Source organism: Arthrobacter sp. UYCu723 (assembly GCF_054059215.1).
On the sequence record NZ_JBSSBW010000004.1, the window covers coordinates 75,579 to 90,483 of the forward strand.

Below are 14,905 nucleotides of genomic sequence, written 5' to 3' on the forward strand. Positions count from 1 at the left end.
GAATAGGGGAGCAGTCGTTATGGGAAGAATGGTCGTTGTCGGTGGTGAGGTCTCACGCCGTGGCCTGTTCGGTGGGAACCGGACCGGCCCGGAGTGGGTGGCCCTCGCGGTCGCCATCCTGCTTGCCGGTATTGCGTTGTTGGCATCCGGGTCCCATCGGCTGGTCGGCATGATCGTCGCGGCCGTGATCCTGTTGGCCGGTGTTGCGCTGACGACGCCGAACAAGATGACCGGGCACCGTTCCCTGGGTGCGTTGTATGTCGAGGCCCGGCATAAGCGCACCCGCCGGAAGAATAAGACGATTACGTTCGTGCCGGTGAAGTTCCGGGACCAGACCCGCATGGTCAAGGCCGGGAAATCTGACCGCGCCCGGGCCGACGGGAACGGCATGATCGAGGTCCCTGTCCGGTACAAGAACAACGCCCCGTTGATGGTGGGCAATGTCCGGTCTTTCACGACACAGACCCCTGCGGGGCCGATGACGGTGTTCCGTCACCAGGGCAAGATCAAGGAGGCCTACTACACGGTAACCATGGAAATTATGGGCTCGTCCTCCGGGATCCGGGAGGAAAACCGGGAGGACTCCGGATATGTGGCACGCGGCCAGTTGTTGGCCCGCCTGGCCCGCCGGCAGTCCCTCGTTTCGCATGTGCAGTCTTTGTCGCGGGCTGTGCCGATGGACTCGGCCGATCACCTGATCTGGATCAAGAAGCGCCGGGCCGCGAACGTGCCCCGGGTGTTGCTGGAGTCCTACGGAGCCTTGGTGGAAGCGGTGCAGTCCCGGTCTGAGCAGCACCGCACGTATGAGACGTTCCGTGTTCCCCGGTCCGAGACGCTGCGGCGACGGGCCGAACAGCTCGGCGGGGGAGACGAAGGCGTAGGCCAGGCGATATTTCAGGAAGTCCGCTCAGCGATGGCCCAGGCCTCGATGATGGGCTCCATTCAGGACTTCCGGCCCCTCGGTCCGGAACAGATGGCGGCCCTGCTGCGGCACCTGCAGGACCCCGATTTCGATATTGATGACTATGAGGGCGCGGACCTGATGGACTGCTGGCAGCACCTGAACGGGGATGCACCCATGTCCGTCATCATCAATGACCATTGGCACACCCGCACCGGGTACGTCCCGGCCTCCGCGTTCAGTCCCGAAGCTATCCCGGTCTCGGCTCTGCAGTCACTGATTTCGGGCATTCAGCCGGCGGTGGTGCATTCGGTGTCCATGGTGATGGAACTCGAGGATGCCCGGAAGGCACGGGGGAAGGCCCGCACGGACGCGGCCATGGACCGTGCCAAAGAGAAGCAGGTGACCAAATCCGGTGTCGTCACGGACGGTTCGGAGGATGTCCTGATGGGGGCCTCCACGCAGCGGCTCCTGGATTTGAAACCCGGCTCCGGGCACCACGGGGCCTCCTACGCGCTCTACCTTTCGTTCTCCGTCGAATCGGAGGACGAAATCCTTTCCACCGCCGACGTCATTGAAGCAGCGGCAGCGGACGCCGGGATTGAGTTCATTGACTGGATGGATCAGCGCCAGGACCTGGCCCTGATCACCACCATGCCGTTTACGAGAGGAATCCGATGAACACCCACAAAGTGATCAAAGGTCTGCGGATGGCGTGGGCACTAACGGAGAAGTCCCGCCGTGCCCGCCGTTCGGCAGCCCGGTCCACGAAACTTGCCACCGGGAACACTGCCGCTGCGGCCACCGCTGATGCGGTGGCCACCAAGCGGCCCCAGTCCAAAGCCGCGGTCAAGCGCGCCGCCCGCAAAGGGGAGAAGTTCCGCGCCCAGGCAGAAGCTGCGGCCGGGTCAGCGACGCGCTGGAACCATGACCGGGGCTCCAAGCAGGCCTCCCTGCTCGGCTACTTCGATCCGGCGGCACCTGGTGTGTTGTCCTCGACACGGCAGATGGAATTTTCACACATGGCGATCGCCTCGCCTCCGACGTCCCACCGGGGCCTGGTGTTCGGGATCGACGCCGGCTCCGGGTGGATGGTCGTGCATGACCCGTTCACCTCCTACGGAAACGAGCTCGAATCCCCGAACGTCTGCTTCATCGGAGACCTCGGCCAGGGTAAGTCCTCGGCCATGAAAACCTGGGCGGTGCTTCGCCAGCTCATCCTCGGCCGCCGTGTGGTTGTGATCGATAAGAAGTACCAGTTGGACCAGAACGGCGGCGAATACACCTCACTGGCAAAGAAGCTGGGCATCACGCCGGTGAGGTTCATGGTCGGCGGGGGAGGGGCGAGGATCAACATCCTGGATCCCCGGATCGCGGCACGTCTTCACGAGGACAATCACGACGACACTGCTCTCTCCACCCCGGCAGGGCAGTCGATGCTGGTCCGCGCCGTCGTGGAGGAAGCACTCGGCCGGCCGCTGCAGCCCAAGGAAGGCAAAGCCGTCCGGATGGCCCACAAGCAGGCGCTCCGGGCAGCCGCCGCCGCAGGTGAAGTCGCCCACGTCCGTCACGTCCTCATCGCTCTTTACGCACCCGAGACGGACGCAGCCACGGCGTCGGGACTGACAGTGGAAGAGCTGCGGCAGTGGGGGCAGGATCCGGCGTTCGAGCTTGAACGCATGATTGAGGATGACCTGGCCGGCCTGATCGACGGACCAACGAGTGAGGAAATCGCGCTGAACGCCGGCCTGACGGTCTTTGATGTCTCACTGCTCCCGGAAGACGGGCCGGCGCTGGCGATCGTCATGACGATCATCAACACCTGGTTGGCGAACACGCTCTACCGCCAGACAGAGCCGGTGCCTACGGTGCTGGTGATCGAGGAAGCCTGGCATACCGTGCAGGGCTCGGTCGCTAAAGTCACGCGCCGCAACACCAAGCTCTCCCGCGCTTTGTCGCTCTCGTGCATGTTCGCGTTCCATCACATCTCCGATATTCCAGAAGAGAGCCCGGCCATCGCCATGCTCAAAGAATGCGGAACGGTCCTGCTCTACAAGCAGCAGAAAACCGCCGATGCCCTGGCCTGTGAAGAAATGTTCAATCTGCCCTACGGGTCCGCGTCCAGCGTCTCCGCACTCGTCAAGGGCACGTGCATGTTCAAGATCGGCAGCCTGGATCCGTTCGTGGCCATCCACGTCCGCAGCCCCCTGGAAGTCGAACTCACCGACACGGACAAGGCCATGAAGTCCACCGGCACCATGGACTCCGCCGAACAATCAGCACTGGAGGAAGCAGCATGAGCGCCAAAACCTCAACAGATACCATCATGAAAATCGGCCTGGCCGTCATCATCGTCGTCTTGGTGGTCCTTGCCTGGGTATCGGCGTTCCTGGGAGAAATGATTACTCCCACGGCAATGCCGTGGACAGACTTTGAAGCGCTCACGGCCAAGGTCAAAGCTGGCGAGTTTGCGTGGCCGGGCGCGGCCACCTGGATCCTGATGGTGCTGGCGGTGATCGCCGTTGTGGGCGCCGGGATCCTCAGTGCGCTGTTCGGGTCCAAGAAGACCCGTGACGATGGTCTGCCGCGCTACAAGGACCTCGAAAAGCGGATGGGCAAGAACGCAGCACTGGCCAAAGCCAAACAGTCTCTGGAGCTCCCAGCCGATGCCACCGAGGACGAAATGGTCGTGGCACTGTGCAAGCTCGACGGCCAAACCCTCTACGTCCAACATGAAGACTCCATGTGGGTGTTCGCCCCGCAGCGCTCCGGCAAGACCTTGTTCCTGGCCGTAGGCATCACCTTGGACGCACCAGGTGCCGTGATCGCCACCTCCACCAAGAATGACTTGCTCATGCTCACCGCCATCGCCCGCGAACGCCGGGGCGATGTTTCCGTGTTCGACCTTCAGGACATTTCCGGGTGGTCGAACAAGGTCAGGTGGAACGTCGTGGACGGCTGCGAAGATCCCGACGAAGCGCTGGCCCGCGGTAAAGCCTGGGCCGGGGCGCAGCCGATGGGAGATGTGAAGAACGGGGACTTCTTCAACTCCAAAGCCGCCGCGATCCTGGGCAGGTTCCTCCACGCGGCCGCGCTGGGAGATAAGAGCATCGATGACGTCGTAAAGTGGGCCAACGACTTCACCGACTCCGAACCCTTGGAAATACTGACCCAGCACAAGGCCCCCGCAGCGTTCACCGCCCGCCTGCGGACACTCACAACCTCCCGGGCCGGGGAAACTGTGGACTCCATCCAGGAAACCCTTGCCGGGCTCCTGGAACCGCTGACGTCCCCCAAAGCGCTGGACACCCTGACCCCGCTGAAGGGAGAAGGGTTCGACATGGAGAGGTTCCTGGAAAAGCCGAACACGATCTACCTCCTGACTGACGGGGAACGCTCCCCGGTCGCCCCGCTCGTGGCGATGTTCGCCGACTTCATGTTCCGCAAAGCCCAGCGCATCTCCCAGGGCATGCCTGGGGGCCGGCTCTGGCCGGTACTGACGATGGTCCTGGACGAAGCCCCGAACGTCGCGGCCATCCCGGATATGGCTGGCGCCCTCTCGGATTCCGGCGGCCGCGGGATCCGGATCATCGGGTTCAGCCAGTCCTTTGCCCAGAACCGGCAGCGCTGGGGAGCCGAAGCGGCCACGGCAATCCGTGGAACGTCTTCGATCAGGCTGTTCCTGCCCGGCCTGGAAGAACTCGATGAACTGGACAAGATTGCCCGTGCCGCGGGGACCACGCGCAAGGAACGCGTCTCCACCTCCCAGGGGCGCGGCGGATCTTCCCGGACCGTCAGCGAGGAAGAACGGCCCGTGATCCGCGGCAATGAAATTCAGCAGCTCCCGGTAGGAGAAGCGTTCATGCACTACAGCAACGTCGCCCCGGCCAGGGTAAAACTCATGCCCTGGTGGGAACGCGCGGATGCAAACCAGATCAAGGAAGACAAGGCCACCGCGCAGCACCGCCGTGACAGGCAAGGAGCAATCCGATGACCGAAGAAGCCCACGAGCCTCTCCCGCCGTCCTCCGAGGGCGGCAGCGAAACGCCGGCCTCGGGCGGTATTGAAGAAGTTTTAGTCGAGCACGAGGAACGGCTGACCGTCCTCCAAGGATCTGTCGAAGCGATGCAGGAGGCGGTCGAAGACCTCCTGGCCTCACCGCCGAAAAAGACACCAGCTCCGTGGAACTGGAAAGAACTCGATGGTGAGAAGTCCGTCGCCCTCATGGAGGCGCTGCGCGAATGGGTGGACTGGATCAACGACCGGTACGGCGTATCCGACAGCTCCCGCATCTACGGCTGCTGGTACCGGCACGCCCCGGTCGTGGAAGAACTCACCGCAGCCTGGCTCAGCTGGCGGTCAGCGAACTACGGCCATAAAGACCCCGTCACCGACCCGGCCAGCTGGCACAGGGACATATTCTGGCCCATGCTCGAACGCATCGCATCCAAACCCTGGGGACTGAACAACTGCCACACCCAACACGTGGACCCCCGGCCCTCATTCCGGAACTCCACCGACGACACATTCACAGAATTCCTCGCCGAACTGGGCGCGAAGGAACCTTCCACCGCCTGAAACTAGGGCCGAAAAAAGAAAAGCACGGAACCACTGGTTCCGTGCATTTCTTGGGGTCCGGTGGGAAGTCGCTGGCCACGAAGCCCGTTGCGTTCCTAAATCGATCATATTTGCTACAAGCGAGTGCGCGCGTTCAAAGAACTCGCAAGTGCCCGTTTTTTGTAGCGAAACCCAGTGGCCGAGCAGCCAGCCAGGGCGATGGCTGCGGCGATCGCAGCGGCGGGGATGGTCATGTACTTCTTGTTCATGAAAAATCACCGGGCGTGCGCTGTCAAGCCGGCGCTGCCGTCATCGGGAAGTCGTGGCCGCGGAACAGGCCAGCAGAAAGCAACAGTCAGTGTGGTTACGAGGAACACGAGGGTGGCGATCGAAATCGCCGCGTCGGTCCAGAACTGTTCGGGAAAAAGCCGGATCAGCGTGTCATCTACCCGGAATGTCCAGGTACCGGCGGCGAAGAACAAAGCATGGACCTGTGCAAAGAAGGCTTCCCAGCCCAGGACCGCCGCAATGGTCAGCGCCACGATCAGACCCAGTGTCAGCACCGCCCCGGAGAACAGGGCCCTTCGTACCGCTCCGTGATACCTCCGGGCGAGGTGCACGCACGAGGCAACGGCGGCCAGCAGCATCACGAACGCCACCAGGAAGGAGACCGAGAGAACACCCTTAACGTCCGCCATGTGTCCCACTTCGCTCCCAAGGAACAGCCTGTCGCCCTCAGCGTTCACGAGACCGCCGAGGTACCCTGCCGGGGCGAGGTTGAGAACATAATCAAGGGTGTAAGAGCCGTAGATCAGGCGCTCTTCAGTGGAAAAGCCAAAAATGTCTACAGGAAACCCTGGGCGCTGGTATTCGACCCAGAGGAACAACGGCGAAGTCACGGCACGCACGGCGCCGGCGACCACGATCACCGGGAAGAACACCGCCACAAGAACCTGAAGAAACCGTCCGAGCAAGGACCCGCGGACCGCCTCGTGCCCGCTCGGAGGTACGCTGCCGGCACCAGTGGGTGGGCCGCTTCTTGATCCCCCGACGTCCGCCCCGGGTGTCGCTGAGCGGACTGAGTCCCCGGGGCGGCCGGGGACCTCACCGTCGGCACCCTGGCCGGCCGCCAGCGGCTGCGCCGGGACCCCCGGAGCGGCTCGCGGGGATTCCACGGCCCCGCGGGGGTTTTCGGATCCGGCCATATGGGTTCTCCTCGACTGTGCGCCGTCTCACCACGTCACCACGCACGTCCGTGCGACTTTCTTCTTCCAACAAGGCTACAGGCCCCATGGCCCCGCACTTCCGACTCCGCATGAGCCAGCCACACGGAAGGGTCCACCATTTCAGTCCGCCGCCCGGCTCCCATTACGGAACGGCGAGAACCAGCCGCCTGCGCTCCATGGATGGTCACCGGTCACCTCGAGGAAGTCCTGCAGCACAATGAGGAGCCGGGTCAGATCCGTCGCTCGAATCGGAATGGGAGCAGATGCATCAGAACGAAGACGTGAGGGCAAGACACTGGACGGTCGCTCGAACACTGGGACACAGCACGCCAGCCCGCCCACAGGGCTGTGACTGTCCGGAATTGGCGAAGCTCCCGTCAAATAGCGGTTGACAGGAGCTTCGCGACAATTATGCACAGAGAACCCTGAGGGTTGCCTGAGAAAAGAAGGCTTCACCGGCCTCCACGGCGGACCCCTGTATCAGCAGTACGAGCGGACCGAAGACGCTCGCTTCGAACGCATCGCCGGCATGGGCCGCGAGATCGAGGACCTTCGTCACCGGAAAGTGACGACGGCCCACTCCACGCCGATCAGCCGCTGCCGCCGCCCTCATTTGCCCCTGCCTGCCCGCACTGGCGGCGGGTCCAGGGCTGGCATTCTTTCCAGGATCCTGCTGACCGGAGCGCTGGCCGGGACGCTCCTGAGCGCCTGTTCCCCCGTGGTGGATGTGACAGCGGCGAAGGACGCCGCGAACCCCGCGTGCGCCCCCATGATGGTGGCCCTCCCCGATGCAATCGGCGATGCAGCCCTGCGGAAGACCAACAGCCAGGCCACCGCAGCCTGGGGTGACCCGTCCCAGGTGATCCTGCGCTGCGGCGTGAACGTTCCCGGACCGACAACGGACCGCTGCGTCACCGTGAACGGCATCGACTGGGTCATCAAGGAAGGCGACCCGGTATGGACGCTGACTACCTTTGGACGCAATCCCGCCACGGAAATCCTGATGGACCCGGACAAGATCAATTCCGCCAATGTTCTGGCTGACCTTTCCGGCCCGGCCGCAAAGATCCCGGCCATACGGAATTGCGTGGGCCAGGAAGATCTTCAGAACCTGCCCGCCAGCCAAGCAGGCTGAACCGGCAAATCCAGAGCTGCTGCACTCCGGTGCGCCGGGCAGCAACTCTGCGGGGGTCTGGGTGCTCGGCGCGATCATGTCGGGGTTGGCCCTCAAGACCCCAACGGTTATTCCACACCTGGCTGCCGCCCGCGAACACGGACGCACCCGCCACCGGATCCGCGGTCCTGGGCCGGGGTGCTGTTGAAAATGCGTATCCACGGCTTCGTCCAGATCGCCATGCCGCTGCTTCCAGATGCATGGGGGCCTGGACCCCGGCATTGATCACGGTCGGCGTAGCCTCCGTCCTGCATGGGCGTTGGTCGCCCTGGCTCAGAGCGACCACAAGCGCACTTCGGGCACCCACATGGGCTACATGGTTCTCGCCCTCGGTGCAGTCTGCACAGCAGAGACGCACGGGAAACGGCGGTAACCTGAGCAGCGACGCAGATGGAAAGCCATGGCCTGATCACGGGGTCCTATTCCTGCTGGCAGGTGGCCCGCACAGCCGGGCCGGTACCTATGACATGGGGTTTTTTCGGCGGCCTGGCCGCCCGGGCGCAAGGCACGGGCTCGCATCGGCCGGCCTCACCGGACTGCAGGCGGGGTAACCGGCAAGCTGATATCAACAGACGTCCATCCACGCCCATACGTTTTAGAGATGCGAACCGGGTACGGACGCGTGTCCTCACATGACGGGCCTCTCAGTGACACTGAGACGTCACTGAACCAGCAGCAGGTACCGTCCGCCCCGGACGTGAGCGAGTCCTCCAACGTGGTGTCCGGAACAGCGTGCCCGGGCGTCCGATATATCTGCATACGGCGAGCTTAAAGAAAACCGGGAAGGACCAGGCCGTTTCGGCCGAAGTCTGCATCCCATCGAGCAGCTTGACGGCACCGGCAGTGAACGCGTTTCCCGGCTGAAGCCTGCCGAGGGGCGGGTCGGCTGACTCAAGGAGCCGGTACGGCAACCTTTGGTGCCTCCAGATCCGACCGCCTGGCCACCCAGAAGCCTCCCGTCGGCAGCACAGAATCTACAAGAACAATGGCCAGAGCCCGGCCGGTCCACTCATTTTTGCGCCACAGGAACAAGGCCAAAAGAACATAAGCGACGAACAGCGCACCGTGCACCGTGCACCGGCCCCAAAATCTGAACTCCGCCCGCCTCTCCCGTCGTATACTTCACGATCGTTGCCGGAATGAGCAGCAGCCATGACACGGCTTCAGCCACGGCCAACACCCGGAATACACGCAGAAAGTCCATGGACCGAAGTTAGCAGCCTGGGCTGGAAGGATGCTGGACAAGAGCCCCATCGTCCAGCAACATAACCGGCACAGCGCCTCGCCGGGGTCCGCCGCGGCCGGCCCACGGCCCCGCCGGCCGAAGGATCCGTATCTTGTCTCCGACCCTCACCCCCTGGGACTTGGCGACGTCCGGGTTGACAACCACCTTGACCGGGCTGCCGCCCTTATCCGGCTCGGTAAACGCAAACACACAATCGGAGGCTTCCAGTCCGCGGCCATCCGGGCTTGCCTCCTGCGCACAGCTTTCCTGAACCACGCGCTGGATCTTACCGGCCTCAAAGGTCGCCCCGGCCCTCTCCCCGTAAGCCCGGAGCGCCGTTGATAACGGATTTGTAACTTAAGCCGAAGCTTCGCTACAGTTGGATCAACACATACCCCCAACAGGTATGGACGTGACCGCTTCGCCAAACCCCGCCGGCGGTCCGTGAACCTGATCTTTCTCAGGCGGGGGCGGAGGACCCACTTTTGGTGCGTAATGATGCACCTGGGGGTGAAGCCGTCCCTGTGACTGCGCATCTGATCGCGGTCCTGCGGGGGCGGCCGGACAGTCCACTCGTCCGAATCCGACAGCTAACTTCGCCGGCGCCGAGAGGACCACTATCTTGCCTTTCCAGCCAAAACACGGCCGTCGCCGTGCCCATCCGGCAGCTGCCTCACCAGGCCGCCGTCCGTTTTTCCAGGAACCAACGTTCCGGCTCCGCGGCCAGCAGTTCGGGGTGGCAGCCGCCGTCACGGGAATGATTGCCCTCACTGCTCTGTCGGCGGCGCAGGCTGACTCCGGCAGCCGCGCTGCGGCTCAGGACCGGCCAGCGGCCGTGGCAGCCCCGGCCCCGGAAGCTGCGGTTACGGCAGCAGCTGACACTGTTCTCACCTTTGACCGCCCGGAGGTGACCTCCCAGCCGGCGCCTGCGCCCGCTGCGCCGGCACAGCCCGCGGGGGCGGTCAAGGCACCCGAGGCTGTGCCCACGCCCGCACCGGCAACCCCATCCACAGGGTTGCGTGCCCCACTCGCGTCGATTAACGTCAGTTCCCCCTTCGGCTTCAGGATCAGCCCGATCACCGGCGCCGTGGGGGAGATGCACACCGGGATCGATCTGACCGGGGCGTGCACGACGGCGGTCTTCGCCGCCGGTTCGGGCACCGTCACCGAGGCCGGCTGGAGCCCGTACGGTGGCGGCAACCGGATCGTCGTCGATCACGGCAACGGCCTGAAGACCACCTACAACCACCTGGCCAGCATCGGCGTTTCCCTCGGACAGGCCGTGGCTCAGGACCAGCAGATCGCAGGGGTAGGCACAACCGGTGCCTCCACCGGCTGCCACCTTCACTTCGAGGTCATGGTCAACGGCCAGACCGTCGACCCATCTGCCTTCATCTGAGGCCCGGCCCGGCGGGCCCCTCTTAGATGGCTGAGCTGACTGCTTTGTGCTGACTGCTTGCGGGCATGAGCGGTTGCCCGCGTGACGACGATGAAGCGGTACAGTTGCGGGGGCGCCCTCGCCCTGTTTTTGACTTTCCTGATGGACCTGCGCTCACTGCCAGTCAGGGTTCCAGACCCGGGCGGATAACGCACGAAGGCCGTCTGCGGGCGCCCACATATCGAGCCGGACAAAGGACTATACAGTGCAAATCCCGATGGCAGCCGCAGGCCTTTACGCCCTGGCCACGACGCCGGCCCCGGGTCCCGGGAAGGAAGGGCTGAGGCCAGGGCTGGACGCGGATCAGGTAACTCCCGGATTCCTGGGTTTCGCGATGACGGCGTTCATGGTCATCGCAGTTGTCCTGCTCATGGTTTCCATGACCAGACGAATCCGGCGCGTGCGTTACCGGGCGCAGTTTGAGCAAGGAAGCGAACCCGTTTCGGCAGGAACGGACGACAACGCCCCCAGCCAGCCTGGGATCAACAGACCCGAGGTGACCAACGGAACCGGACCGGGCGACGAAAGCCCCGGACGGGACTGAGGCCGCGGCTCCCGCGGCAGGCCGTGTCGTCCAGGTCCCCGGTTGGGTGGTTCCCGCTCAGCACCTGGCCGTGAAGGCCATGGCGGACATAGCCCCGGCCGTGGGACACTGAGGGGCGATTTCCTTCGCCCCTATTGTGCTTGGGAGCCGCCGCGTGGATTTTATTAGTGAAGCGGTGCTCCATGTGGCCGGGCAGTGGTGGATCTATCCGCTTCTATTTGTCTTTTTCTTTATAGATGGTTTCGCGATGGTCGTTCCCAGCGAGACCCTCATCGTTGCGTTGGCCGCTTTCTCCCGGCAAAGCGGCGAACCCAACCTGTGGGTGCTTGGACTCACCGCCTTGCTCGGAGCAAGGCCGGGGACAACATGGCGTATATGCTTGGCCGGAAAATCGGTCTGGAGCGTTGGGGTTGGATGCGTACCCCGAAGGTCCGGAAAGTGTTCAGCTGGGCCCGGTCTGAGCTGGAAAAGCGCGGAGCCGTGCTGATCTTTACCGCCCGTTACATCCCTTGGGGGCGCGTTGCGGTGAATTACGTGGCCGGAACGACAGCGTTCCCGCGCCGCCGTTCTATTCTCCTGGACGCCCTCGCGTGCCTCACTTGGGTTGTGTATTCAGTCGGAATCGGTGTTCTTGCCAGTTCCTTTCCCTGGCTTCACCGCAATCCTCTCTTAAGTGCCGGCCTTGCCGTGGCGTTCGCCATTGTACTTGGCATCATCATCGACCATCTCATGCGGTGGTGGCATAAACGCCTCGGCGGCCATGATACGAAGACCAGCATCGAAAAGGCTCTCAAGAGCTGACTCCGCGGCCGTATGTTTTGCCGACGTACCGGGGCACCACGGCCGCCGAATCCCCAGGTTAAGCCTCAGTGGTGTTCGCAGCTGCCCCGTCTTTGCACGACGCAGGGCAGCTGAACGCTTCCCGTCGTCCGTCAGGACCGTGGCGCGTTAAGCAGCACGTTCACCCGCAGTTTCCTCGAATATGCGTCCGACTTTTCCAGCCTTGGCTATGTTCTTTGCCGTAGCGAGAATCAGGACAGGGCAGCCAGCATGAGGTCTGCGCCCAGAATCAGGGTGCACACCACGATGGTCAGTGTCCGTCCCCGCCGGGTGCGGGACTCTACCCTTAACGGGAAGAGCAGCTGCCGGCCCAGGGTGTAGGCCGTGATGGAGCCCACGAAGACCAGCCCAGGAATGCCCGGTGGCGCTGCCAGCGCGATGGCCAGCGTTCCGAGGCCGGTCAGTAGTGACAGAAACGCTTCGTAGAGCTGGACAGGGTGCCTGAGCCGTCCTACCCGCCGGTCCGAGGACCATAGCCCCCATCGCGAGGCGGTGGGGCGCCCGTAACAGCACCCGCCTAAAGAAACATCCGGGCCGTCCCAGGGCCAGGCCGAAGAAGAGCCCGACCGCTGTAGCGTCCAGAATTCGGCCCGTCGGCAAACCGAAGATCAGTGACCCGGCGACGATGGTGGACAGCGCGCCTGCCAGGAATCCCTGGATGCACGCACCGGTTTTGAAGAAGCTGCTCAGTCGCTGACGGTTCAGGGCAAGGCACCAGAGCCGGGCACACACCCCGCCCACGGCGTTGGCCAGTATGGTCAGCCAGACCGGGCCGTAAGGGTCAATGCCCTGCCTGGTCAGGAACAGGGCCTGAAGGAGGACGGCCAGGACCGCGCCCAGACCCACCAGCACAGGCCAGGACCAGGCGTGGACGCCCGGTCCTTGGGCGAGGGCATGAAACCGGGTGTGGACCGTCGTGCGCTGCGACGGGCGTCCCGGAAGAGCTATCGCGGGGCGCTGAGGGTCTCTGCCGGTCCGCGCCACCGGGGTTGCGGTGACATCCCATAGCCCGCCGGTGATTCCGGATACGCGGGACGTGACGGCGATCCGCCCGGTCCCGGGCGTGACCGAGTCTACGTCTTCATAGACTTCGAAGTACTCCGCGGGTTCCCCGGCGACTTCGCCGGACCGGGTACCGGAGAATCGTACAGAGAGCTCCTGCGGTCCTTCCCAGGCGGCGGTGTCGAGCCAATACGTGGCGGCCAGTCCCTGCGGTTCAAGGGGATCGAAGAGCCGGGGACCGTTGTCTGTTTCTGTATTGGGCGAGTGTTCGCTCGTTGCCTGCTTCGCTGTGACATGCCGGCGTGTGCCCGGACGTGCCGGGTGGTGCGTGGCCGGGGAGTGCCCGGCTCTCTTCGGTGCTGGCCTGCGCCGTTTCTTACTCATCGTGAATATGTCCTTCAGTGATGCGAATGGTCGGGAGCCGGCTTTCAGAGCGTCGCCCAAACGCAAGTTGACTCCACCGCAGGCGCGAGCCCGGACCGATGCTGGGCCTCTCTTGTGACCGTTCAACCGGGGACGGGCAAAGTCCTCGCGATGGCTGCAGGACACCGTTTTCCTGCCACGGGACGGTAAGTATGGCGGTCCCCGGGTTTTGTGGTGACCTCGGCCGGTGTCGAGCCGGTACGTGACGGCCAGCCCCTGCGGATCAAACGGGTCAAAGAGCCGGGGACCGCGATCTGTTTCTGTGGTGAGTGGGTGACGGTCAGCGCGGCGGCGTACCGGCGTGCGCCGGACGTGCCGGGACGTGCCGGGTTGTGCGTGGCAGGGGAGGGCCCGGGCCTTTTCGGTGCCGGCTTTCGCCGTTTCTTAGTCGTCACGGTGTTCCTTTGGTGCGGCCTCCGTCGTATTTTTTTCGACAGGACGCGGGATTTGGTGGGGTGTCTCAGACGTCACAGTCCGTCCGAGGGACACCGCCTGATCGTGGGTCAGCAGGTCCAGTAGTGCCGGCAGCCCGGAAAATTCGGCGACGGATGCCGCGCAACCGGCGCAATCGCCCAGGTGTCTTTCGAACTCGCGCCGCTCGGAGGGACTCAGGGCGCCCAGCACGTATGCCCCGGTCCACTCCCGGTACCCGTCTCCTCCGGTAGGGCTCATCTTCCTATTCCTCTCCTGAATGACCTTTGCTAGGCCAGCCACGGAGACGCTCTGGACTTCCGACGCATGCCCGGAAGGCCCTGCCCTCTGGGTTTCCGGTCCCTGACCGCTATCCCGGTGCCACGGCCCCTGTAATGAGGGATTTGAGGATGCTCTGGTCGGCCAGGCCCAGGATCCGCGCCGCGACTCTGCCTTCCCTGTCCAGAACGAGTGTGGAGGGGACGGCCTGGGGTGGAACGTACTGGGACATGGCCAGCAGGATGCCCCCGTCCTTGTCGTGCATGCTGGGGTAGGTGACGCTGAAGGTCCGTTCGAAGGCGGCGGCGGTAGGTTCCTCATCGCGGATGTTCACGCCGTAGAAGGAGACGCCTTGTGTTTTGAACTCATTCGAGAGCGCCTCCAGCCGTGGAGCTTCGAGCCTGCACGGCGCACATGCGGCGTACCAGAAGTTCAGGACGATCACCTTTCCGGTCCAGTCGCGGGAGTTCACGGCTGTCCCGTCGTACAGTTGCCCCGTCAGCACCACAGGGGGTTTCCGTTCGGCTGCAGCATATTCGGTGACGGAGCCGTCCCCGGCGATGTAGTTTTTGTTGTCCCCGGTTTTGGCCTGCCGGGCCAGGGCGTCGCTGGAGGCGCAGCCCGCGAGCACGGGCAGGCCAAGACCAAGAATTCCCAGGGAGAGAAGACGGCGGCGCGGTAAACCGGTCCTTTGCGCGGGCCCGGGGGCAGCGGTTCGGTCGGAGGGGCTGAACTCATGCATGATTTGTCCTTTGATAAAGGCCGATGCGAAGTTGAATGGGATTGGCGAAAGGACGGCCCCGGAGGGCAGCGGTTGCGGCGGCCGCGGGCGTCCTCGAATGTCAGTTCTCAGGCTCGCCAGGGCATCTGCTGAATCGGATACCG

12 protein-coding genes, 3 pseudogenes and 1 riboswitch are annotated in these 14,905 nt (G+C 63.9%); of the genes and pseudogenes, 8 read left to right on the forward strand and 7 right to left on the reverse strand.

Annotated elements, in window-relative coordinates; translation table 11 throughout:
* The first annotated feature begins 19 nt into the window (after positions 1-19).
* From ACVWZ8_RS24190 to ACVWZ8_RS24205, 4 genes are read left to right on the forward strand one after another with little or no spacing between them, the layout of a single operon-like run.
* Positions 20-1,582 carry a hypothetical protein gene (locus tag ACVWZ8_RS24190; RefSeq protein WP_456506337.1) on the forward strand — a complete coding sequence of 521 codons (1,563 nt, stop codon included), beginning with the start codon at positions 20-22 and terminating at the stop codon, positions 1,580-1,582.
* Positions 1,579-3,201, forward strand: a complete 1,623-nt coding sequence (locus ACVWZ8_RS24195; RefSeq protein WP_456506338.1) for an ATP/GTP-binding protein — start codon at positions 1,579-1,581, stop codon at positions 3,199-3,201. The genes ACVWZ8_RS24190 and ACVWZ8_RS24195 overlap by 4 nt, the downstream gene beginning before the upstream one ends.
* Entirely contained in the window at positions 3,198-4,895 is a 1,698-nt protein-coding gene (locus ACVWZ8_RS24200; RefSeq protein ID WP_456506339.1) for a type IV secretory system conjugative DNA transfer family protein, read from the forward strand. The genes ACVWZ8_RS24195 and ACVWZ8_RS24200 overlap by 4 nt, the downstream gene beginning before the upstream one ends.
* Positions 4,892-5,479, forward strand: a complete 588-nt coding sequence (locus ACVWZ8_RS24205; RefSeq protein WP_456506340.1) for a DUF4913 domain-containing protein — start codon at positions 4,892-4,894, stop codon at positions 5,477-5,479. Before ACVWZ8_RS24200 ends, ACVWZ8_RS24205 begins: the two co-directional genes overlap by 4 nt.
* A gap of 254 nt (positions 5,480-5,733) precedes the next feature.
* On the opposite strand, the gene ACVWZ8_RS24210 is transcribed toward ACVWZ8_RS24205, so the two are convergent.
* Positions 5,734-6,663, reverse strand: a complete 930-nt coding sequence (locus ACVWZ8_RS24210) for a DUF1461 domain-containing protein (protein ID WP_456506341.1) — start codon at positions 6,661-6,663, stop codon at positions 5,734-5,736.
* A 550-nt stretch (positions 6,664-7,213) separates the two neighbouring features.
* Here ACVWZ8_RS24210 and ACVWZ8_RS24215 point away from each other — a divergent pair.
* On the forward strand, positions 7,214-7,819 hold the full coding sequence (locus tag ACVWZ8_RS24215) for a DUF3515 domain-containing protein (RefSeq protein WP_456506342.1): 606 nt from the start codon (positions 7,214-7,216) through the stop codon (positions 7,817-7,819).
* Positions 7,820-8,749: 930 nt separating this feature from the next.
* Here the strand turns inward: ACVWZ8_RS24215 and ACVWZ8_RS24220 are convergent.
* Both ACVWZ8_RS24220 and ACVWZ8_RS24225 read right to left on the reverse strand, forming a co-directional pair.
* Positions 8,750-8,929 (reverse strand): DUF3817 domain-containing protein, encoded by a 180-nt coding sequence (locus tag ACVWZ8_RS24220; RefSeq protein WP_456506343.1) that lies wholly within the window; start codon positions 8,927-8,929, stop codon positions 8,750-8,752.
* On the reverse strand, positions 8,868-9,062 hold the full coding sequence (locus ACVWZ8_RS24225) for a DUF3817 domain-containing protein (RefSeq protein WP_456506344.1): 195 nt from the start codon (positions 9,060-9,062) through the stop codon (positions 8,868-8,870). The genes ACVWZ8_RS24220 and ACVWZ8_RS24225 overlap by 62 nt, the downstream gene beginning before the upstream one ends.
* Positions 9,063-9,522: 460 nt before the next feature.
* Positions 9,523-9,700, forward strand: a riboswitch (cyclic di-AMP (ydaO/yuaA leader).
* Positions 9,701-9,705: 5 nt separating this feature from the next.
* Between ACVWZ8_RS24225 and ACVWZ8_RS24230 the strand changes: the two genes are divergently transcribed.
* From ACVWZ8_RS24230 to ACVWZ8_RS24240, 3 genes and pseudogenes are all read left to right on the forward strand, one after another.
* Positions 9,706-10,482 (forward strand): M23 family metallopeptidase, encoded by a 777-nt coding sequence (locus ACVWZ8_RS24230; RefSeq protein ID WP_456506345.1) that lies wholly within the window; start codon positions 9,706-9,708, stop codon positions 10,480-10,482.
* Between the two features lie 244 nt (positions 10,483-10,726).
* Positions 10,727-11,065 (forward strand): hypothetical protein, encoded by a 339-nt coding sequence (locus ACVWZ8_RS24235; protein ID WP_456506346.1) that lies wholly within the window; start codon positions 10,727-10,729, stop codon positions 11,063-11,065.
* 154 nt (positions 11,066-11,219) lie between these two features.
* Positions 11,220-11,830 (forward strand): annotated as a pseudogene (locus ACVWZ8_RS24240) (DedA family protein); the annotation flags it as partial.
* A 266-nt stretch (positions 11,831-12,096) separates the two neighbouring features.
* On the opposite strand, the pseudogene ACVWZ8_RS24245 reads toward ACVWZ8_RS24240, so the two are convergent.
* The 4 genes and pseudogenes from ACVWZ8_RS24245 to ACVWZ8_RS24260 form a co-directional block, all read right to left on the reverse strand.
* Positions 12,097-12,399: pseudogene (locus ACVWZ8_RS24245) on the reverse strand (hypothetical protein); the annotation flags it as partial.
* 25 nt (positions 12,400-12,424) lie between these two features.
* A pseudogene (locus ACVWZ8_RS24250) lies at positions 12,425-13,291 on the reverse strand (prolipoprotein diacylglyceryl transferase family protein); the annotation flags it as partial.
* 423 nt (positions 13,292-13,714) lie between these two features.
* The gene (locus tag ACVWZ8_RS24255) at positions 13,715-14,002 is read right to left on the reverse strand and encodes a zf-HC2 domain-containing protein (RefSeq protein WP_456506347.1); all 288 of its coding nucleotides are present in this window, start codon (positions 14,000-14,002) and stop codon (positions 13,715-13,717) included.
* 109 nt (positions 14,003-14,111) lie between these two features.
* Complete coding sequence (locus ACVWZ8_RS24260) at positions 14,112-14,762, reverse strand: TlpA family protein disulfide reductase (RefSeq protein ID WP_456506348.1); 651 nt, start codon at positions 14,760-14,762, stop codon at positions 14,112-14,114.
* Positions 14,763-14,905: the final 143 nt, after the last annotated feature.

Coding starts and splice junctions, on each gene's coding strand:
- ACVWZ8_RS24190 (WP_456506337.1), top strand. CDS start 20: ATGGGAAGAATGGTCGTTGTCGGTGGTGAGGTCTCACGCCGTGGCCTG.
- ACVWZ8_RS24195 (WP_456506338.1), top strand. CDS start 1,579: ATGAACACCCACAAAGTGATCAAAGGTCTGCGGATGGCGTGGGCACTA.
- ACVWZ8_RS24200 (WP_456506339.1), top strand. CDS start 3,198: ATGAGCGCCAAAACCTCAACAGATACCATCATGAAAATCGGCCTGGCC.
- ACVWZ8_RS24205 (WP_456506340.1), top strand. CDS start 4,892: ATGACCGAAGAAGCCCACGAGCCTCTCCCGCCGTCCTCCGAGGGCGGC.
- ACVWZ8_RS24210 (WP_456506341.1), bottom strand. CDS start 6,663: ATGGCCGGATCCGAAAACCCCCGCGGGGCCGTGGAATCCCCGCGAGCC.
- ACVWZ8_RS24215 (WP_456506342.1), top strand. CDS start 7,214: ATGGGCCGCGAGATCGAGGACCTTCGTCACCGGAAAGTGACGACGGCC.
- ACVWZ8_RS24225 (WP_456506344.1), bottom strand. CDS start 9,062: ATGGACTTTCTGCGTGTATTCCGGGTGTTGGCCGTGGCTGAAGCCGTG.
- ACVWZ8_RS24255 (WP_456506347.1), bottom strand. CDS start 14,002: ATGAGCCCTACCGGAGGAGACGGGTACCGGGAGTGGACCGGGGCATAC.
- ACVWZ8_RS24260 (WP_456506348.1), bottom strand. CDS start 14,762: ATGCATGAGTTCAGCCCCTCCGACCGAACCGCTGCCCCCGGGCCCGCG.